Here is a 20,327-nt window from a genome sequence, read left to right as displayed (position 1 = left end):
GATGAATTTACATCTCTAAAGCTTGTTTTTGTTTCGCAATAATGTCACGTATACCGGCATCCGCTAAATCCAAAAGTTCATTCAATACTTTGCGATCAAATGCAGCACCTTCTGCTGTCCCTTGTACTTCGATAAAATGGCCTTGCTCATTCATGACCACATTCATATCGGTATCGCAATTAGAATCCTCTAAATAATCCAAATCCAAAACGGGAACACCTTGATATACGCCGACCGAAATAGCAGCGACAAAATGCTTAACCGGAATAGCAGAAATCACTCCTTTCGCAACTAGCTTTGAAAACGCATCATAGGCGGCCACCATGGCGCCGGAAATCGCAGCGGTACGAGTACCACCATCAGCCTGAATAACGTCGCAATCCAAGTGCAAAGTACGCTCACCAAATGCTTCCAGATCAAATGCCGCACGTAGAGAGCGACCGATCAAGCGTTGAATTTCTTGCGTGCGCCCAGATTGTTTGCCTTTGGCCGCTTCTCTATCCATTCGGGTGTGGGTGGAGCGAGGCAACATACCATATTCGGCAGTTAACCAACCTTGGCCGCGACCTTTCAAAAATCCAGGCACTTTATCTTCTATGCTGGCAGTACAAATTAACTTGGTATCGCCAAATTCGACTAACACTGAACCTTCGGCATGCTTAGTGTAATGGCGGGTAAAACGGATGGCGCGCAATGCCGTGGCTGAACGGGCACTAGGGCGAATAACTTCTGACATAAATTAGCTCTTATTGGTTATCTAAATTTCTAAGTTTTAGGACTTACGCAAAACAGACTCTGGCGTCGTTGGACTCGCCTCGCCGTACATTTGTACTGACTTCGGCTCTCCGCCTAGCCAGCGCAATTTTGCGTAAGTCCTAAGTTTTATTAGTTAAGCGGGTGGAGTTATGGATCGCATTTCGAATTTCGTCGATCGCTTTTTCGATTTCTTCATCATTAAAAATATCGGCTTCAGCGTTTTCATCGTCAACATCCACCGGCACTTGTATCGTGGTCGCAATGGAGCCTATAGGCAAAGTATTGGTAGAAATAATGGAGGAATTTTCGAGTATATCGTTGCCTTCCCACATCATCGCCAAGGCCGTTGCGTTATCTCCCTGACGGCCGGCGATTTCGACCGCACTACTCACTAATTCAGGAATAGCACGCACTATCGTTTGCTCATGCAGGCGCTGCGCCAAAATATGGTCTGGAAGTACACCCCACAAGCCATCAGAACACAACATAATCAAATCACCTGCCTGCAATGAAGCCCGACGCGACAGCTCGACGATAGGCGCATGTGGCGCCCCCAAACAATTAAATAGTTTATTTCTGTCAGGATGAGTATTTCGCTCTGAGGGATCAACTTTGCCTTGTTCAATCAAGGTTTCTAAACGTGAATGATCTTTTGTACGCAACAAAATCTGACCGTCACGCATCCAATACAAACGCGAATCACCACAATGAGCCCAGTAGGCGTTGCCATTTTGAATCAGACAGGCAACGATAGTAGTACGTGGCGTCTCTGGCAAATTCTTCAATAACTTAAAGCGATGGATTTCGTTGTGCGCCGATAAAAAACCTTTTTCTAAAAAGCGCTCCGGCTTATCTATCATGGGGTGCGCTTGTTTTTGAAAAAGGCTACCTATGGTTTGCATGGCAATAGTCGCTGCCATTTCCCCCATAATGTGACCGCCCATACCATCGGCCAGTAACAACAAAATTGCATCGCGGGTAAAGCTGTACCCCATGCGATCTTGGTTGACTTTACGACCACCGATATGACTCTCTTGATAGACTGAAAAGCGCATAATTTTTTTAATTTAATTCATTTATTGAGGATTAAGCAGTATCAATGTTCAGATAGTGTCTTCCTGTATGGTCGTAAAATCACCCTCTTCAGCTTCTTTTTTATCCTTGCCCAACAAGTTAGCGACTTTTAATTTTGTCTTTTCGAAGAAAGTTAATTCGCGCTGTGGCGGTGCTTTCAGCGTCAGCGCCTTTTGCAAGGCGAAAACACTCTGCGGGCGCTCCATAGGATCCAATTTCAGGCACATACGAACTACGTCGATCAGTTCTGCGGAATAAGTCCCTTCCAACTTTTTAAAATGTGCTTCCATTTTATCGTTGGTTTTACGCTGATCGGACGGCTGAGGTGGTGCGCCGACCATACAAGCGAACATCGAGGCACCGATGCTATAGATATCAGTCCAGGGTCCCAAGTTACTATTTTTCACATAGAGTTCTGGCGCTGCAAATCCCGGCGTGTACATAGGATAAAGCTTAGGCATATCGGTTTTTAGAGTCTGGCGCGCGGCACCGAAATCGAGCAAGATTGGCGTACCATCCATACGCAAATAAATATTGGCTGGCTTTAAATCCAAATGCAGTAGTTTATTCGTGTGTACTTCACGCAGACCATTCATCACCAAATTAAACATCTTACGGATAAAACGTTCCGACACTAGCGGTTTCTCGCCTTTATCACGTCGACGCAAAATATGCTCTTGTAAAGAACGACCAGATTCATAGGCCATGACCATATAAACAGTTTCGTTCGCCCGAAAAAAATTAATAACGCTAACGACATTCGGATGAGAGATACGCGCCAGAGCACGCCCCTCTTCAAAGAAGCATTTGAGCCCTATACGGTAGACAGGAAAATTTTCAGCAGAAATGGCAGGCACCAATTCACCGACTTGTCGCAAAGCCAAAGAACTAGGTAAATACTCTTTAATTGCAACCGCATTACCGTCTTCATCTGAAGCTAAGTAAACAATACTAAAGCCACCTGAGGCAATTTTCTTTACAATACGGTACCCGGCTATTTCCAAACCGTCAGGCAATGGTGCGTTATTTTGTGCTGCCATAGTAAATGTGGTCTCACTTAGAAAAATAGCTGAAGAAAATTAGCTGAGAAATTATTCATTACATTGACTTGCATTGTACAGTGTCGTTTTTGCGTCAATCGACTTTGATAGACAAATAAATGATTAATCATTAAACAATTCGCATAATCACAACACGAATCGAAGGAAATCAATTGAGCATTTTTAGCATGACTGGCTACGCTACCAGCACAAAAGAAACAGACGCTGGAACAATAACGATAGAAATTAAGAGTGTCAATTCTCGCTTCTTAGATTTGCAATTTCGTATTAACGATGAGTTTCGCTCGGTCGAACCCATTTTTCGCGACACCTTGAGCAAACGCCTGCACCGCGGCAAAGTCGAGTGTCGTTTTAGTTTCGGTAAAAGTAAGCTTAGCACGCAGACTAAGGGACTCAATGCAGAAGTATTAACGCAGCTACAGGAATTCCAAACTAGCTTGCAGTCTCAATTTCCTGCTATCAGAGCGATGAGTATGGCAGATATCTTGCGCTGGCCTGGCGTCATCGAAGAATCTGAAATTAACACCGACGATTTACAAGACGCGATCACGGCCACCATAGAATTGACGCTAAAAGCATTTATTGAAAGCCGTACTCGTGAGGGTGCAGCACTCGCCGCCGTCTTATTACGTTGCGTAGACGAGATGGAAGCCATCGTATTGCGAATTACACCTTTACTGCCAACGGTTTTGCAACAATTCCAACACAAAGCAATTGCGCGCTTAGAAGAGGCGCTGGGCATAGCCCTAAACAATGCGGGAGGCAACACCATACCAACGATTTCCCGTGATGAGGTACTCGATAGAATTCGTCAGGAAGTCACCGTGTACGGCATACGCATCGATGTCAATGAAGAACTAGCTCGACTCTCTGGGCATTTGGCAGAAACGCGTCAGATCATACAAAAAGGCGGACAAGTCGGTAAGCGCCTGGACTTTATGATGCAAGAATTAAACCGTGAAGCCAACACTTTAGGCTCTAAAGCCGCTCTAAAAGAACTCGCCGATGCATCGATGGAATTGAAACTTTTAATTGAGCAAATGCGTGAACAAGTGCAAAATTTAGAATGATTTAAAAATGAAAATAGTTTTAAAAAACGATCCTACAATTCAGTTACCCATTTCATTTTTTAGTGAGTTGCCATGAGCACGAATCCGACTACTTCCGGCAGTCTTTTTTTGGTTTCCGCACCATCGGGCGCCGGCAAGTCATCATTAGTCAATGCGCTGTTGAAATTAGAGCCGGGATTAAAATTATCAATTTCATTTACAACAAGAGCACCGCGTCCGGGCGAACAAAACGGTAGGGAATATCACTTCATTACCATAGACGATTTCCTCAACAGAAAAAATCATGGTGAATTTTTGGAATTTGCTGAGGTTCATGGCAATTACTACGGCACGTCCAAGATTTTGATTCAAGAAGCTATGCAAGCAGGAACCGACATTTTGTTAGAAATCGATTGGCAAGGTGCTCAACAGGTCAAGCGACAATTCCCTGATGTCGCCAGCGTTTTCATTTTGCCCCCTTCGCTGGAAGCGCTCAATGAGCGCTTAAATAAGCGCGGGCAAGACTCTCAAGAGGTCATTAGTCGACGAATTTTAGCTGCTGGCGGTGAAATCGCGCACGCGCCAGAGTTCGAATATGTTATCATCAACCAAGATTTTGAATTAGCTCTATCAGAATTGAGTGCAATTGTGAAAGCCACACGTTGCCGCACTTCGCAACAATCCGTGCGCAATGCCGCACTCTTTGCCCAGTTGGGCATATAAATCAATCAAACGCTCTAAGGAAATAATATGGCACGCATTACCGTTGAAGACTCTTTGAAACAGATCCCAAATCGTTTTCAATTAACTTTATGTGCAACCTATCGCGCACGTCAATTGCTGCAAGGTCACACACCAAAAGTTGAAGCTAAAAATAAACCTACTGTGGTCGCATTACGTGAAATCGCGGAAGGCAAAATCGGCATCGAGATGCTGAAAAAAGTCCCATTCTAATTTCTGAATCGCGCGACTAACGTGAAACGGCTGGGAACCAAGTATGAATTTGCAAGACGACAAATCGCTCACCCCAGCCAACACTGATCTAGCAGTAGCATCACACTCGTCTGAAAAAACACCTGCAAGAAACCCACGTAACAAATTTAAGTCTGAAACCCATTCGACTATCCCGCCGCAAGCGAACGCAGTAGCATCAATTACCGCACTCACCAACCGTCTCTCTGAATATCTATCGCCAGTTGACTTGAAACAAGTCAAGGAGGCCTATCGTTTTTCAGACGAAATGCATTTGGGACAGGTGCGCAAATCGGGCGAACCTTATATCTCGCACCCTATCGCTGTTGCTGAGATTTGCGCCGAATGGAAACTGGATGTACAGGCCATCATGGCAGCTCTATTGCATGATGTGATGGAAGACCAAGACGTCAAAAAAGAAGAACTAATTGAGCGTTTTGGTGCACCAGTGGCTGCATTGGTGGATGGTCTTTCCAAATTAGAAAAGATCGAATTTCAAAGTCACATAGAAGCTCAGGCCGAAAACTTCCGCAAGATGTTGTTAGCGATGGCTCGCGACGTACGCGTAATTCTGGTGAAGCTAGCAGATCGCCTGCACAATATGCGCACTCTAGGCGTAATGTCGCCTGAAAAGCAACGACGTATTGCCAGCGAAACCATGGAAGTCTATGTGCCGATTGCGCATAGACTTGGTCTAAATAATATTTATCGTGAATTGCAGGATCTTTCCTTCGCACATATTTATCCGCTACGCTATCGAACTCTGGCGAAAGCAATCAAAGCGGCGCGCGGCAACCGTCGCGAAGTCGTGAACAAAATTATGGCCTCCGTCAAAGCAACTTTGGCCGATGCTGGTTTAGAAGCACAAGTGGATGGCCGTGAAAAAACCTTGTACGGCATTTACTGCAAAATGCGCGATAAGCAGCTGAGCTTTTCACAAGTACTGGATATCTACGGCTTCCGTATTGTGGTCGATAATTTCCAGAACAGCTATTATGCACTTGGCACTTTGCACGCTTTATATAAACCTATGCCGGGCAAGTTCAAAGACTACATCGCCATCCCAAAATCAAACGGTTATCAGTCGCTACATACAACACTGATTGGCCCGTATGGCACACCAGTCGAGTTCCAGATTCGCACCCAAGAGATGCATAGAGTTGCGGAATCAGGTGTTGCAGCGCATTGGTTATATAAAAATGAAGATGGTAGCTTAACCGATTTACAGCAACGTACACATGCATGGTTACAGTCCCTGCTCGACATTCAAAAGCAGACAGGCGATTCTGCGGAATTTTTGGAGCATGTGAAGGTCGATTTGTTCCCTGATTCAGTCTATGTATTCACCCCAAAATCGAAAATTTTTGCTTTGCCGCGTGGTGCGACAGCACTTGATTTTGCCTATAACATTCACACCGATATCGGCGATCAGGCGATTGCGACCAGAATCAATAATGAGCCAGTACCACTGCGAACCGAATTAAAGAATGGCGATATCGTTGAGATTATTACCTCACCAAATTCACGTCCTACGCCGAATTGGCTAACCTATGTGCGCACCGGCAAAGCGCGCTCCGCGATTCGCCATTATTTGAGGACCATCAATCTAAATGAATCAACTGAACTAGGTAAACAATTGCTGGCACAAGCACTCGTTTCCCTACATTTGAATCCTGAACTACCTGAATCACTGGTCGATAAATTACTCAACGAATCTAGTGCCAATACGCTAGAAGAACTCCATACCGATATTGGGATCGGTAAGCGTATGGCAGCTTTAGTTGCCCGTCACATTTTAGATTTAGTCGAGAACGATTCGCCCTCAATTCCATTCCAACACATTGGTGATGAAAAACTTAGCAAACCTGATCCCGTGATCATTTATGGCAGCGAAGGTGTTTCTGTGCAATTGTCACCATGCTGCTTACCTATCCCAGGCGATAGCATAGTCGGACAGTTAAAACGCGATCAAGGTCTGGTTGTTCATAGCAGCGACTGCACCAATGCCAAGCGCATGCAAGTTAAGGAACCAGATCGTTGGATTGATGTTACTTGGGGTGAAGATCTTAATCGCCGCTTTGATTGTCGCATCTCTGTTATCGTCAATAATGAACGCGGCGCTCTAGCGCGTATCGCAGCAGAAATTGGCGAAGCCGATGCGAATATCAGTCACGTGAACATGGAAGATGGCGAATCAAAAGATATGACCAAAATTCATTTCACGATTCAAGTCGATGGCCGCGTTCACTTGGCTCGCATCATTCGCAATGTAAAACATCTTAATGGTGTCAGCAAAATTCACCGAGAATATACGACCTAAGTCGTAACTCTAAGTTTGCGGGTACTGCACATCGAGTATCGTCAACTCATCCACGCCATGTGGCGTCTTCAATGTGACTGTATCCCCTACCCTAGCTTTAGTTAAGGCGCGAGCAACCGGCGAGATCCAGCTAATCTTCCCATTCAAGGGATCAAACTCATCTACACCAACGATACGTATAGTCGTAACATCGCCGTCCTGATTTTCATATTCGACTATAGCGCCAAAAAATACCTGATCAGATCCAAAATGCACGGTGGGATCAACGATCTCAGCCAAATCCAAGCGCTTCGTCAAAAAACGAATACGACGATCAATCTCTCGCAAGCGACGTTTACCGTAAATGTAGTCACCATTCTCTGAGCGATCGCCATTCGACGCAGCCCAAGAAACGATTTTTACCACTTCAGGTCGGTCGTTATCAATAAGATTTAAGAGCTCTGTCTTCATACGATGATGTCCTTCCGGTGTCAGATAATTCTTTACACCGGGAGGAATTGGCGGCGCGCCGAATTCTTCCTCATCGTCGTGATCCGTTTCTTTTACAAATGCTTTACTCACGAAATCGCTTTCCAATTTATTGTCATTTTTCTGGGAACCTGCATACCGATTAAGTGTTGATTTTACCTTGTTATGCAAGCTAAGCTCAGCAAATAAAATACCAAGTAATTCAATGCACTTTATTTCCTTGGTGCATCATGCAATAATGCTCAGATACTAGTTCCTAGCCAGGAAAGATTTTTGCATGACTGAAAATGCTCGCATCAAATTGCTGATCGTCGATCCCCATCCTGTGGTGCGCGCCGGCATACGTTATTTTATTCGCGACGATGAGGATATCGCTATTGTTGGCGAAGTCGTCAATGGGCAAGATGCAATTCGTTTGGCTCGTCAAATCGAAGTCACCGTCATGCTCATAGAAATCGCACTCAATGACCGAAATGGCATGGATGTGATTAAGCAAATCAAGCGGGAATTTCCCGATATCGCGTTGATCGTGTTTTCCTCTCACCGCGAAGACCAATATGCAATTCGCTCGCTAAAAGCGGGAGCCTCTGGCTTTCTCAGCAAACAGTGTATGGCGAATGAATTAATTTTAGCAATACAGCAAGTATCATCGGGCCTGAAGTTCATTAGTCCAGAATTAGCTCAGGAGATGGCAAATAATCTCAACAACGAGCATGTAAATGAACCGCATAAACTTTTATCTGATCGAGAATATCAAACCATGATGATGATAGCCTCAGGCAAAAGCGTTAGTGATATTGCCAAAGAATTGTCCCTATCTGTTAAAACCATTAGTGAATATCGCTCCCGTATATTGATTAAGATGAGATTACGCCACAATGCTGAATTAACCCACTATGCGATCAAGAACGAACTGGTAGAATAAAATATTCAACTACGCTAAGCGCGCAAACTTAGCCGCATCTTGCCGAAAGTATGTCATGTCAGAAAAGTCCAACAACGTCACGCCAAAAACGCCGACCGATATTGCCCGTGAGACTTTTAAGCGCTTGGCATTGGAACGCATTGCACCAACGCCCGATGCGTACCGTCGGCTGTATGTTGAAATTTCAGGTATCGACGACACTATAGAACCGGTAAAAGTTGAAATCCCCACTCCCCGTAGCGTGGATGACTTAACGCCAGGTGAAGCAGAAAATTTACTCAACACCTTCGCCAGTTCCTTACAAAAGTCCAGTGGTGATTTAGCCAATTACGGTCATCGGTTCGCGCGCGCTTTAAAAGGTAAAGATTGGGAAGATTACGCTAAAGGCTTGAATGAATTAGCAAGTAAGATCAACACAAAACCCAACAATAATCTGGTTGATCCAATTCCAGCACTACCTGCCGCAGTCAATGCGCTACCGAAGCGAATTTCTTTGGTGGATGATGGCCCCGAAGAAAATATTCGTGAAAATATACTCAAGGATCTATTGTTCAGAACTTTGAGTATGGCGGTAAGCTCTCTACTCAAGCCCAATCCAGCGCTTGCAGCAGAATCCGAGTCGATTGCTGACGCAGTGAAAGTGGCCATTCATGAAAACGAACTCAATGGAATCAGCGCCAGGCTCAAACAATTATGCTTTCAGATCGAGCTCAAAAGTGGCGACACCGCTGAGCAACAAGAACTTTTATTACGTCTGTTCGCCCTACTTCTAGAAAACGTCAGAGAATTGTTGGACGACGACAATTGGTTACGCGGGCAGATAGAAGTCGTACAAAATTTGATTGCAGGACCTATCGATCATCGCGCTTTACAGGAGGCAACGCGCAGCCTTAAGGACGTGATTTACAAGCAAGGAGCACTCAAACATAGCCTTGCAGAATCCAAAACATCAGTCAAAAACATGATGGCGACATTTATCGACCGCCTTGATGTGATGACCAGTACCACCACCAATTACCAAGAAAAAATCAGTGGCTACTCAAAAGAAATCAGAAACACCAGAAATACTGCAGAGGTAGAAAAAATCATTGTTGAAATCTTGAGCGAAACGCAAACCATACAATCGGAAGCGAGTCGTTCACAGCAAATTATGTTGGCTGCGCAAAAAGAAGTTAAAGAAGCAGAAGTCCGCATTAAAGAATTAGAAGATAAACTCACACAAATGAGTGAATTGGTGAGAGAGGATCAACTCACTGGCAGCCTGAATCGGCGTGGATTAGATGATATCTTTGAGCGTGAAGCGGATCGTGCCGATAGGCGCGGCACTTCACTCTGCGCTGCGATGTTAGATCTGGACAACTTCAAAAAACTCAACGACACGCATGGACACGCTGCGGGTGATGAAGCTCTGATTCATGTCGTCAGAATCGTCAAGCAAACCCTGCGCTCTATTGATGTGATTGCGCGTTATGGTGGTGAAGAATTTTTGATCGTCATGCCAGAGACTAGCTTAGATGAAGCAGCGAAAGCCATGACGCGAGTCCAGCGCGAACTGACCACCCATTTTTTTACCGCCAACGATCAACGTCTATTCATCACATTTAGCGCCGGCGTCGCATTACGCGCACCGCACGAGGCACAGGATTCTGTGGTTAAACGCGCAGACAAAGCGATGTATGAGGCCAAGAAAACCGGGAAAAATCGGGTGATAGTGGCAAAGTAAAATAGATTTGTGAGTTGCTAAAAATATCAAAAGCGGCATCGTTGCCGCTTTTTTGCCATTAGATTACACACCTGACCACAATTTTTAATCTAAGCGATCCGTTTTAAAAAACCATCCGGTGCAACCGTGATCTGCAATTTGTGATGCATGTTTTTATCAATCACGAACTCGGGGTGTGATTCCAGATAAGCGTGTACCGCTGTCTTAGGGCTATTACCTGGGCTCCATGGGCGGTTATCAAATACATCTGCGGGAACATCTTCAACAAAGGTATCAAACACGACGCAATAGCTATCCTTGCTGACTAAACCTGCGTAGGCATGCAATTCGGCCAGCACGTGTTCGTGCGTGTGATTTGAATCCAAAAAGACCAACACTTTCTGTTTATTTTTGACCAATTCACGTACTTGAGCGACGATGTCATCCGCTACGCTTGATCCCTGCAACATCGTAATGCGTTTAGACATAGGATGCTGCAGTATCGCTTCGCGATTATGCTCTCGAATGTCGATATCAATCCCAATAACGAATGCATCAGAATTGCCACCGCAGGCAGCATTTAATTCCAGTAAAGAAGCGGAATAAATAATTGATCCGCCATGCGCGATACCAGTCTCGATTACGACATCAGGCTGCACGGTCCAGATCAATTCTTGCATCGCCATCATGTCGATAGGATTTTGAATGATAGGCCGGCCCAGCCAAGAAAAATTGTAAACGTATTGGCGACGCATGCTTTGCTCCAGCCAATCTCGTGATTGCTTTTGGAATTCAATATCTTGCGCCAAAGCCTCTACACGTGCTTCTCGTTCTTTTTCGAATTGCTGGATTGGATTCATAATGTCTCACCATAGTGTTGAAGTAGACTTGGCAAATCTCGCACCAAATCACAAGTTCTGCTACCAAATTTTGCTTCTATTTTTTGCGTATTAATACGTGGGAATTTGATTAAAGGTGCATCAAGTTCAAATTCACAAACCACACCCACTTTAGTCAAAAAATCGGCAATCGTCTGATTTGAAATATTCAAACCAGAAGCCAGATTTACAATACCACTCTCACTATCTAATGCAATGCGCGGTAAAGTAGCGACAACCTCTTGCACGGAAATGTAATCCTTTTCAGAATCCGGTGCGCTACGAAATCGTACCTGTTTTACACGTGCCGCAGCATTTAAAATTTCTGCCAAAAAATTTTGCTCAGGCATCTGCAAGCCATAAACATTAGAAAGACGTGCGATACGCACTGGTCGTCCACTTTGCAAACACAGGCTTTCCCCCATCAATTTAGAAAGATTATAAAGATCGCCTCCCAATTCAGGATTTACCAATAGAGTGGCATTTTCGGAGGTCGATGCCGCATTCGCATATACGCGTGTACTCGACAAATAAGTCAAGGAATCAAATTTAGCTAATTGCAGCCATTGCGCCAGATAACTAACATGCGCTTCTATCGTATCAAACGGACGCTCACGAAAATCAGCCGTGAGGCCTGCGCAATAGAACACATGTCCCCGGGGTCTATTAGAAATCGCTGTTTCATTTCTTGGAATAACTTCGCAATCCCATCTTTCTGCGCGCAAATGTGCTGCTAAATGATGTCCGACAAATCCATGCCCGCCGATTATTGTTGCTTGCGGTTTCAAACTCATTCACGCCACCCTAATAGTTTGAGTGGATTACCTGCCTGAATTGAGTAAGCAGGAATTTCACCGCGCACTAAAGAGCAAGCGCCGATCACACAACCCGTGCGCAAAATGGCGCCATCGAGGATCACAACGTTCGCACCTATCCACACATCATCTTCAATCACAATACCACCACGACTTGGTAGAAAACCTTGCTGATTGATACGACGTGATTTGTCTTTATAAGCATGGTTCACAGGCGCGAACGTGCAATTGGCCGCGATCGCGACATCATTCCCAATTTGAATTCCGTTACCTGTATATAAAACGCAACCAGAATTAATCACGGTACGTTCGCCGATAACGACGTCCCCACTTCCACCAGCGGGTTTGATCTTCACAAAACTATCTAAACAAGCATGCGCAGCGATTACGATATTCGTGCCTCGTATCGAGTCTTCGATATCGGCTAGCTTAGACACTTTAGCGAGTGGATGAATGTCAATCACAAGGAATGCTCCTAAACGGGTGTTTTTTTACTGTCCATCAAAAAATTCTTAAATGCGGAATCGCGATCACAAATTGCGCACCCCATTCACGCACAAACGATAATTCTTGCGTGATTTCGCGCTCCAGATTCCACGGAAAAATAACAATTCGATCAGGGCGTTGTTGTTTCAAGTACTCGATATCGACAATAGCCACCCGGCTACCAGGCAAATACTTCCCTTGTTTCTGTGGATTTTTATCGACGACGAATTGCAGCAGATCACTACGTATTCCGGCAAAATTTAAAAGCGTATTACCTTTTGCTGCCGCACCGTAGGCTGCCACAGTTAGACCTTCACGCTTAAACTGCATCAATTGTTCGAGCAAAGCATATTTCGCGCGCTCAGCATTATTTTGAAAACTCAGGTAAAAATCTCGCTCCAACATACCAGCCGCTCGCTCTAGTTCAAGACAATCTGCGACACGTTCAGAAAGCGCATGATGCGCACCGCTTTGCGCATAAACGCGCAAACTGCCGCCATGTGTACTCAACTGCTCGACATCGAATACCTGCAAACCATTCGACTCAAAAATCTTTTTCACCGCCGTCAGCGACAAGTAGGAATAATGTTCATGGTAAGCCGTATCAAATTGATTTAACTGCACCATGTTCAATAAATGTGGGAATTCGAATGTCGCAACGCCAGTCGGCTTTAATAAACATGCAAACCCTTGTACAAAATCATTGATATCTGGCACATGTGCCAGCACGTTATTTGCCGCAATCAAATCCGCTTGTTTTCCTTGCTGACTTAAATCACGGCCCAATGCTTCGCCGAAAAACGCTTCGATAATTTCTATGCCGCGCTGCCGCGCCACGATTGCGGTACTGGTGGTAGGTTCAATTCCATAACAAGGAATGCCCTGTGCCTGCACATACTGCAATAGGTAACCGTCATTCGCGGCAATCTCTACCACCAGGCTATCTGCATTCAATGAAAATCGTTGTTGCATTGCCAGCACATAGGCTTGTGCGTGCGCTAACCAGGAACTCGAATAAGAACTAAAGTAGGCGTAGTCTTCCGTGAATAAAAGTTCTCGTTGTGCGAAATCCTCTGTCTGCACCAAGAAACACGATTCACACAATAACAAACGTAAGGGAAAATAAGATTCAGGCAAGGACAATTGCGCCTGCGTCAAATACGAGTTGGAAGGCGGCGCAGTGCCGAGATCCAAACAGGCGACATCAAGTTGACTTGAGCAATGACGACATTTCAAAGTTTAACTCCTTCAAAATCTTCTGAGAGAAAAGCAAAGGCTAGATCACGCTCTGATCTCAGAGTAATCGGTAATGGCCAATCTAACTTCAAGCGTGGATCAATGATATTCAATCCAGCCTCGCTGTGCGGCGCATAGACAGCGCTGTGGCAGTAGAACATATCGACATTCTCGCTAAGTGTCTGAAACCCGTGCGCGCATCCAGGAGGGATTAATAAGCTGCGATGATTTTGCTCAGATAATTCGATCCTAACATGCTGCAAGAAGCTCGGCGAACCATGTCGCAAATCGACCACGACGTCCCACACCGCACCACGCAAACACGATACCAATTTACTCTCGGCAAAAGGTGGCAATTGATAATGCAAACCCCGTACCGCACCTTGCTGCGCTGTAAAGCTGTGATTCACTTGAGCGATTCCATTATTCCATCCCAAGCTTTGCATAGTCTCGGTGCAAAACAGACGCTCAAAAAAACCACGCGCGTCACCACGCTGAACGCGCTCAATCAGGTACAAGCCCGGAATAGCAGTTGACTGACTCTGTAATCCACTACTTGCACTCACATGTATCCCCTTTGTTTGATTCAATCTGCTTTCATTCCTTCAAATTGAAGTTAGCACTTCTCTAGCAGCGACGAACTTATTCTTGCGTAGTTGCCAAAAAGGCTTGTATGTCCGCCTCACACAAAGCACGTGCATCGCCTCCATCCAAGAAGGCTTTGTACCATTGCATGCTCTTATTAACTGCTTGTGCCAATTGCCAACGTGGACGTGTTCCTAAATGCGCCTTCGCTAAACCTGTGTCAAGGTGCAATAAGTTTGCCTCATGTGGTCCTTCAATCAAATCAGCAAAATCGGTAGTACCTCTGCCAAAGGCCTTTTGCGCTAGTTCTATCACTGCGCGCACACTCACCGCATCGGAGGCATCGGGTCCAAAGTTGTACGCCTGCCCTATTTCAGCTTGCACACACATCTTTTCTGCCAAAATCAGATAAGCACACAAGGGTTCCAACACATGTTGCCACGGCCGGACGGCATCAGGTCGCCGAATATCCAAAGTATGATTATTCTTCCAGGCACGTACCGCATCGGGGATTAGTCGATCAACTGACCAATCGCCACCACCGATGACATTGCCCGCTCTCGCAGTCGCCACGCCAAGATGCTGCAAAAAACATTGCCTATAACTACTCACCAAAATTTCGCAAGCGGCCTTACTGGCACTGTAGGGGTCATGCCCACCTAAGTGATCATTCTCTTGATACGAATGCCCTGTCTCATTATTTTTGTACACCTTATCGGTCGTTACAATCACCATTGATTTAATCGACGGACATGTTCGGACTGCTTCTAATAAATTCAGAGTTCCAACAAAATTAGTCGTCATGGTATCCACAGGATCCACATAACTTTGTCTAACCAAAGCTTGTGCTGCAAAATGTAAAACGACCTCTGGCTGCACTCTTTGCAACCATGCATACAATGCGGGGGCATCACGTACGTCACCAATCTGGCTATCAATAAGCTCTGTCACTCTCGCATTGGAAAACAAATCTGGCTTAGTGACTGGCGCCAAGGCATAGCCATATACCTGTGCCCCCAAATGCGTGAGCAATAAAGCCATCCAACTACCTTTGAAGCCGGTATGTCCCGTCAGCGCAACACGACGTCCGCGCCAAAACTGCGGATCTGGATTGACGAATCCTGAGTTCACCAGCATTTCCATGGCGCTCTCCCGCTTTGCCACAAGTCTTCCAGCATATTTTTCTCGCGTAGAGTATCCATAGGCTGCCAAAAGCCAGCATGTTCAAAGGCCATCAGTTCCTGATTAGTTGCCAGACTCGTTAAAGGTTCAGACTCCCAACTAGTTGCATCCTCAGCGATTAAATCAATGACCTTAGGTGACAACACAAAAAAACCGCCATTAATCCAACCACCGTCGCCACGCGGTTTTTCGATAAATCCTTTGACGAAATCACCATCACGTTCCAGCGCGCCAAAACGTCCGGGAGGCAATACCGCAGTCACAGTCGCTAATTTTCCATGCTGCTTATGAAACGCCAATTGTTCGGTAATGTTTACATCCGACAAGCCATCGCCATAAGTAAAGCAGAATGCTTCTTCATCTTTCAAATACTGAGCGACACGCTTTAAGCGCCCACCTGTCATGGTATCTTCACCGGTATCGACCAAAGTCACGCGCCAAGGTTCAGCGTGATGTTCATGTACTTCGACCTGATTGGTTTTCATATCAAAGGTGACATCTGACATGTGCAAGAAATAATTTGCGAAGTATTCTTTGATCAGATAGCCCTTGTAGCCACAACAGATAACAAAATCATTCACCCCATGCGCAGAATAGGTTTTCATGATGTGCCAAAGGATAGGATGTCCGCCAATGTCGATCATAGGCTTAGGTTTCAAATGCGTTTCTTCCGAAATCCGGGTTCCCAATCCACCTGCTAAGATCACTGCTTTCATGCTGCACCTTTCTCACAATAGATTTGCCACATTTGACGATAGGCTTTCTCTACAGACCGCGCAAAAGCATCTTCGTTCATTAACATGGATGCTTCCATTTCTTGGCGCATGGTTTTACGCATCTGTACTAATCCATCTACATCGTGCGCCAGAATAATCGCTTTCTGCGCATATTCCTCTTCAGATGTTGCGATCCATTCAGGGCGTCCCATGCCCACTAATACACTAGAACCGATACGTCCCACGGGCGGTCTATCTTGCAAAGTAACGAATGGAATTCCCATGTACAAGGTCTCCAATAAAGTTGTCCCAGAATTATGCGGAAAACAATCCAGACCGATATCGATGCGCTTTAAGACTTCCCATGAAGGCGAACTAAATCCTATATCCAAACGCGAGCGATCAATACCATATTGCATAAAGCGCCCAGCCATTTCCTCTTGAACCAAAGGGTCTTTAAAATCTCCGCTATTAATTACTAGGCGTGAATTTGGCATCGCGTCTAGGATAGCAGCCCAAATTCGTACGACGCGATGATTAATTCTGGTAGTACGTGACAAGCTACCAAAAGTCACGAACCCAGTCTGGCTTACGGGAGAGTCATTCAAAATAGCCAAGCGTGTGTCGGGGCGATACACATAGGCTGGCCCATCTAAACGCCAAATCTGTTCCGAGAATAAATGATCGCAATCACCTGTGACACTGGGGCTATCGGTCATAAAATAATCCACCGCACTTAATCCTGTGGTGTAGCCATATTCCAACCAATGTAAGGAAACTGGCGCTGGCTTCTGCGCAAAAATCATCAAACGATTTGAGTTGGTGTGCCCTGATACATCAATCAAAATATCAATTCCATCGGCACGGATTCTTTCCACAGCTTGGTCATCTGTCATGCTGCGAATAGGTATCCAATGATCGACAATTTTTTTGTAGTGTTCGGTGACTTCGTCTTCAAAGGGAATTTGCGCATAGGCATAGATTTCCACCTGACTTCGATCATGCTTTTCTAACAATGGAATCAAGAAGTATTTGCACACTTGATTATAAAAAGACTGGCAGACATACCCAATTTTCAAACGCCGCCCTGGTGTTTTATCATTACTGAATGGCAGCCATTTGTCTCTCAATTGAACTGCAAATCGTTGGTCAAATTCACGATAAGCATTAAAGATGACTTCCGCCGATAAATCAGGATGGTAATTCAGACAAAATAAAATATTGGTATAGACTTTTCGATTAAAGGTCGAATGCTCATCGGTTCTAAAGGATACGGCCTGTATATAAGTTTCAATAGCAGCATCGAGATATCCGCCATCTCTTAATGCATCGCCATAGGCTGCCCAAATTTCTGGAATTTTGTCATTGAGTTGAAGTGCGCTATTGCTGCAATCGATCGCTTGCCGGATTTGCCCAGAGTGTCTATAGGCTTCGATGAGATTAGGGTAAACCTGATGCAAATCCGGCTGGATTTGTAAAGCTTGGTGATAGACTTCTATCGCCGATTCACAACGATCTAAAGACCGATAAGTCAGCCCCAGATTATTGTAAAGATAGGCCATCTGTGGCGCTAACTGTATCGCTTTAGTAAAACTTTCTATCGCTTCTTCATATCTACCGAGGAAGCGATAAGCATTTCCCAGATTATTATAAGCAGTCGCCATTTCTGGTGCCAATTCAACAGTGCGCTGCAAAATCTCCAATGACTCTGCGCAACGCTCCAGAGAAGTCAAAGAGCAAGCCAGATTATTTAATACATGCGGATTATTGGGCAGAATTTTTGCTGCATGCGAAGCGGCGTCGTATGCAGCTTCATATTTTTGCTGCTCCAGACAAGCAATCGACAAATAATCCCAGGCGATCCCGTCTTTAGGGCGTAAATTGACCAACCAGCGACTAGCTTGCTCTAACAACGCATAAGATTTACGCGTAACGAAACGATTCAAAATCGTGTAATAAGCTTTTGAATCAATCACCATCTTGTGCGAAATAGAAAAAGCTTTCTGTAAATGCGCGATTGCTTCCTCATCTTGGTCGCAATTAAAGTAAATTTTAGACAAAAATAGATGCGCGTCTTCGTTTAAAGGAAACCGTTGAATCACTCGCAAAGCGACTTGCCTAGCGTCTTCTAACTTACCCGCCTTTACGAAAGCCTGTGCTTCTCGCATTGCTGCTTTCGGATCAAAACCAGATTTACTCATTGCTCGCTCTTTCACTCACGGGTTAGTTCAAGGTATAGCTATCTTTTACCAGTTAATCGACAAAATCACAATTCACGGCACAAACCGAACAACACACAACGACTCAGTTAGCTAACCAAAAACAAAAAATACTGATTTTTTAGTATTTTACAAACAAAATTTCACATCAAATCGAACAAAAAGACGTGAAAAAATTGTTCAAATCAGGGCTTAAGTATTTTAAAAAGCTGTCGTATAACGGAATATCAAGAAAAACTTAAGCACAAAAAATAATATTTATTTTGGGCAATTTCCTCAATTTTTTTATTTCCTGCCCGTTACCAGTTTCAACGACGGTGCAATGGTCAACAAGACAGACCGAAGTTCAAGCTAAACGTCGAGTTGAATTAACCAAGTTAGGAGAACCATCATGGCTTCATATATCAATACCAATATCGCGTCTTTAAATGCACAACGCAATTTATCGACATCACAAAGTTCATTGAACACATCTTTGCAACGCTTGTCTTCAGGTTTGCGCATTAACAGCGCAAAAGACGATGCGGCAGGTTTGGCGATTTCTGAACGTATGACTTCACAAATCGGCGGCTTGAATCAAGCAGCACGTAATGCAAACGACGGCATCTCTCTTGCTCAAACGGCTGAGGGCGCGTTAAGCCAAATTGGCGCCAACTTACAACGTATTCGTGACTTGGCAGTACAGTCTGCTAACGGCTCTAACAGTGTATCTGACCGTGCGGCGTTGAACAACGAAGCTTCTCAGTTGATTTCAGAGATTAATCGCGTTGCTAGCAACACTAACTTCAACGGCGTTAATTTGCTGGATGGCTCCTTCTCTGCTCAAACTTTCCAAGTGGGTGCAAACGGTACTTCAAACGATCAAATCAATATCGCTAACATCGCTAGCGCAAAATCATCTGCTTTAGGCGTAGGCGCATCTTCAAGCTACGCTACCACAGTGGCTGGCGCTGGTGCAGTCACAACCACAGCCTTAGCTGCTGGCGACCTTTCAATTAATGGTTTCCAAGTTGGCGCATCAGCTGCAGACGGCGTTTCTTTCTCTAACTCGACTGGTAGCGGCATCTCCAAAGCGGCTGCGATTAATGCGATTAGTGGCAGCACAGGTGTTACTGCGACTGTAGGCTCGACGACCATTTCCGGTACCGCATCTACTTCTGCAACCGCTATCGCTTCTGGCGACATCACTATCAACGGCGTAAATTTGGGTGCTTTATCTGCATCGACATCTGGCGCACAACGCGGTGCTCAGGTCGCTGCGGCGGTGAATGCAATCAGCACACAAACTGGTGTTACCGCAACATTCAACACAACAACAGGTGCAGTCGCACTGGCAGCTGCTGATGGCCGCAACATCACAGTAACCGCTAGCACTAATGCTGCTGCTGCTGCTGCGAATACTGGTATCACTGTATCCGCTACTGGCGCAACTGACATAGCAACGTCAACATTGAGTCTCACTTCTACCAGCTCTGCTGGTATTACATTGGCCAATGGTACAGGTACTGGTTTGACAGCAGCAAACTTAACTGGTGGCTTCACTTCTGCCTCAGTCACAGTCGGCGCGGGTGTATCTTCACTGAACTTGGGTACCGCAGCGGGGGCGACCGCAGCATTAAGCACCATTGATGCTGCGCTGCAATCAATTAACAGCTCACGTGCTTCTTTGGGTGCTTATCAAAACCGTTTCGCATCTGCGGTTTCGAGCTTGCAAACTAACTCTGAAAACTTATCAGCATCACGCAGCCGTATCCGTGACGCAGACTTCGCATCAGAAACAGCGACTTTGACTCGTGGTCAAGTGTTACAACAAGCAGGTACAGCGATCTTGGCACAAGCAAATGCGTTACCACAAGGCGTATTGGCTCTGTTAAGAGGTTAAA

General features: G+C 45.2%; 19 protein-coding genes. 7 read left to right on the top strand and 12 right to left on the bottom strand.

The genetic code is table 11. The features are described from left to right. Positions 1-7: 7 nt before the first annotated feature. The 3 genes from rph to AC1RR2_RS08595 all read right to left on the bottom strand — a co-directional run bounded on the left by rph (position 8) and on the right by AC1RR2_RS08595 (position 2,870). Complete coding sequence (gene rph / locus AC1RR2_RS08605) at positions 8-736, bottom strand: ribonuclease PH (RefSeq protein WP_493221842.1); 729 nt, start codon at positions 734-736, stop codon at positions 8-10. Between the two features lie 139 nt (positions 737-875). Further along, positions 876-1,811: a PP2C family protein-serine/threonine phosphatase gene (locus AC1RR2_RS08600; RefSeq protein WP_493221841.1), complete on the bottom strand. Its 936-nt coding sequence runs from the start codon at positions 1,809-1,811 to the stop codon at positions 876-878. 48 nt (positions 1,812-1,859) lie between these two features. Continuing rightward, positions 1,860-2,870 carry a serine/threonine protein kinase gene (locus AC1RR2_RS08595; RefSeq protein WP_493221840.1) on the bottom strand — a complete coding sequence of 337 codons (1,011 nt, stop codon included), beginning with the start codon at positions 2,868-2,870 and terminating at the stop codon, positions 1,860-1,862. A 188-nt stretch (positions 2,871-3,058) separates the two neighbouring features. Here AC1RR2_RS08595 and AC1RR2_RS08590 point away from each other — a divergent pair, with 188 nt between their 5' ends. The 4 genes from AC1RR2_RS08590 to AC1RR2_RS08575 all read left to right on the top strand — a co-directional run bounded on the left by AC1RR2_RS08590 (position 3,059) and on the right by AC1RR2_RS08575 (position 7,232). Then, the gene (locus AC1RR2_RS08590; protein ID WP_493221900.1) at positions 3,059-3,961 is read left to right on the top strand and encodes a YicC/YloC family endoribonuclease; all 903 of its coding nucleotides are present in this window, start codon (positions 3,059-3,061) and stop codon (positions 3,959-3,961) included. A 72-nt stretch (positions 3,962-4,033) separates the two neighbouring features. Further along, complete coding sequence (gmk, locus tag AC1RR2_RS08585; protein WP_493221839.1) at positions 4,034-4,663, top strand: guanylate kinase; 630 nt, start codon at positions 4,034-4,036, stop codon at positions 4,661-4,663. A gap of 27 nt (positions 4,664-4,690) precedes the next feature. After that, positions 4,691-4,894 carry a DNA-directed RNA polymerase subunit omega gene (gene rpoZ / locus AC1RR2_RS08580; RefSeq protein WP_186924105.1) on the top strand — a complete coding sequence of 68 codons (204 nt, stop codon included), beginning with the start codon at positions 4,691-4,693 and terminating at the stop codon, positions 4,892-4,894. A 43-nt stretch (positions 4,895-4,937) separates the two neighbouring features. Then, complete coding sequence (locus AC1RR2_RS08575) at positions 4,938-7,232, top strand: RelA/SpoT family protein (RefSeq protein WP_493221838.1); 2,295 nt, start codon at positions 4,938-4,940, stop codon at positions 7,230-7,232. 9 nt (positions 7,233-7,241) lie between these two features. Here the strand turns inward: AC1RR2_RS08575 and greB are convergent, their stop codons facing one another. Further along, positions 7,242-7,793, bottom strand: a complete 552-nt coding sequence (greB, locus tag AC1RR2_RS08570) for a transcription elongation factor GreB (protein WP_493221837.1) — start codon at positions 7,791-7,793, stop codon at positions 7,242-7,244. Positions 7,794-7,977: 184 nt separating this feature from the next. Here greB and AC1RR2_RS08565 point away from each other — a divergent pair, with 184 nt between their 5' ends. Together AC1RR2_RS08565 and AC1RR2_RS08560 are read left to right on the top strand one after the other, a co-directional pair. After that, a complete protein-coding gene (locus AC1RR2_RS08565) occupies positions 7,978-8,625 on the top strand; it encodes a response regulator (RefSeq protein ID WP_493221836.1) in 648 nt (215 codons plus the stop codon). A gap of 55 nt (positions 8,626-8,680) precedes the next feature. After that, positions 8,681-10,348, top strand: a complete 1,668-nt coding sequence (locus tag AC1RR2_RS08560) for a GGDEF domain-containing protein (protein ID WP_493221835.1) — start codon at positions 8,681-8,683, stop codon at positions 10,346-10,348. A gap of 89 nt (positions 10,349-10,437) precedes the next feature. On the opposite strand, the gene AC1RR2_RS08555 is transcribed toward AC1RR2_RS08560, so the two are convergent. The 8 genes from AC1RR2_RS08555 to AC1RR2_RS08520 form a co-directional block, all read right to left on the bottom strand. Next, complete coding sequence (locus tag AC1RR2_RS08555) at positions 10,438-11,187, bottom strand: cephalosporin hydroxylase family protein (protein ID WP_493221834.1); 750 nt, start codon at positions 11,185-11,187, stop codon at positions 10,438-10,440. Then, positions 11,184-11,999: an NAD-dependent epimerase/dehydratase family protein gene (locus tag AC1RR2_RS08550; RefSeq protein ID WP_493221833.1), complete on the bottom strand. Its 816-nt coding sequence runs from the start codon at positions 11,997-11,999 to the stop codon at positions 11,184-11,186. Before AC1RR2_RS08550 ends, AC1RR2_RS08555 begins: the two co-directional genes overlap by 4 nt. Beyond that, positions 11,996-12,484, bottom strand: a complete 489-nt coding sequence (locus AC1RR2_RS08545) for an acyltransferase (protein WP_493221832.1) — start codon at positions 12,482-12,484, stop codon at positions 11,996-11,998. The genes AC1RR2_RS08550 and AC1RR2_RS08545 overlap by 4 nt, the downstream gene beginning before the upstream one ends. Positions 12,485-12,521: 37 nt before the next feature. Further along, positions 12,522-13,742 (bottom strand): methyltransferase domain-containing protein, encoded by a 1,221-nt coding sequence (locus AC1RR2_RS08540; protein WP_493221831.1) that lies wholly within the window; start codon positions 13,740-13,742, stop codon positions 12,522-12,524. Further along, complete coding sequence (locus tag AC1RR2_RS08535) at positions 13,739-14,308, bottom strand: dTDP-4-dehydrorhamnose 3,5-epimerase family protein (RefSeq protein ID WP_493221830.1); 570 nt, start codon at positions 14,306-14,308, stop codon at positions 13,739-13,741. The genes AC1RR2_RS08540 and AC1RR2_RS08535 overlap by 4 nt, the downstream gene beginning before the upstream one ends. Positions 14,309-14,384: 76 nt before the next feature. Continuing rightward, entirely contained in the window at positions 14,385-15,470 is a 1,086-nt protein-coding gene (gene rfbG / locus AC1RR2_RS08530; RefSeq protein ID WP_493221829.1) for a CDP-glucose 4,6-dehydratase, read from the bottom strand. After that, the gene (gene rfbF / locus AC1RR2_RS08525; RefSeq protein WP_493221828.1) at positions 15,455-16,225 is read right to left on the bottom strand and encodes a glucose-1-phosphate cytidylyltransferase; all 771 of its coding nucleotides are present in this window, start codon (positions 16,223-16,225) and stop codon (positions 15,455-15,457) included. The genes rfbG and rfbF overlap by 16 nt, the downstream gene beginning before the upstream one ends. Next, positions 16,222-18,426, bottom strand: a complete 2,205-nt coding sequence (locus AC1RR2_RS08520) for a tetratricopeptide repeat protein (RefSeq protein ID WP_493221827.1) — start codon at positions 18,424-18,426, stop codon at positions 16,222-16,224. Before AC1RR2_RS08520 ends, rfbF begins: the two co-directional genes overlap by 4 nt. A gap of 409 nt (positions 18,427-18,835) precedes the next feature. Here AC1RR2_RS08520 and AC1RR2_RS08515 point away from each other — a divergent pair, with 409 nt between their 5' ends. Beyond that, positions 18,836-20,326: a flagellin N-terminal helical domain-containing protein gene (locus AC1RR2_RS08515; protein WP_493221826.1), complete on the top strand. Its 1,491-nt coding sequence runs from the start codon at positions 18,836-18,838 to the stop codon at positions 20,324-20,326. The last annotated feature ends 1 nt before the right edge of the window (position 20,327 follow it).

The organism is Undibacterium sp. GW821-FHT11H02 (genome assembly GCF_058808015.1).
The sequence above is the reverse complement of the archived record's forward strand: the minus strand, read 5'-3'. Positions and strand labels throughout refer to the sequence as shown.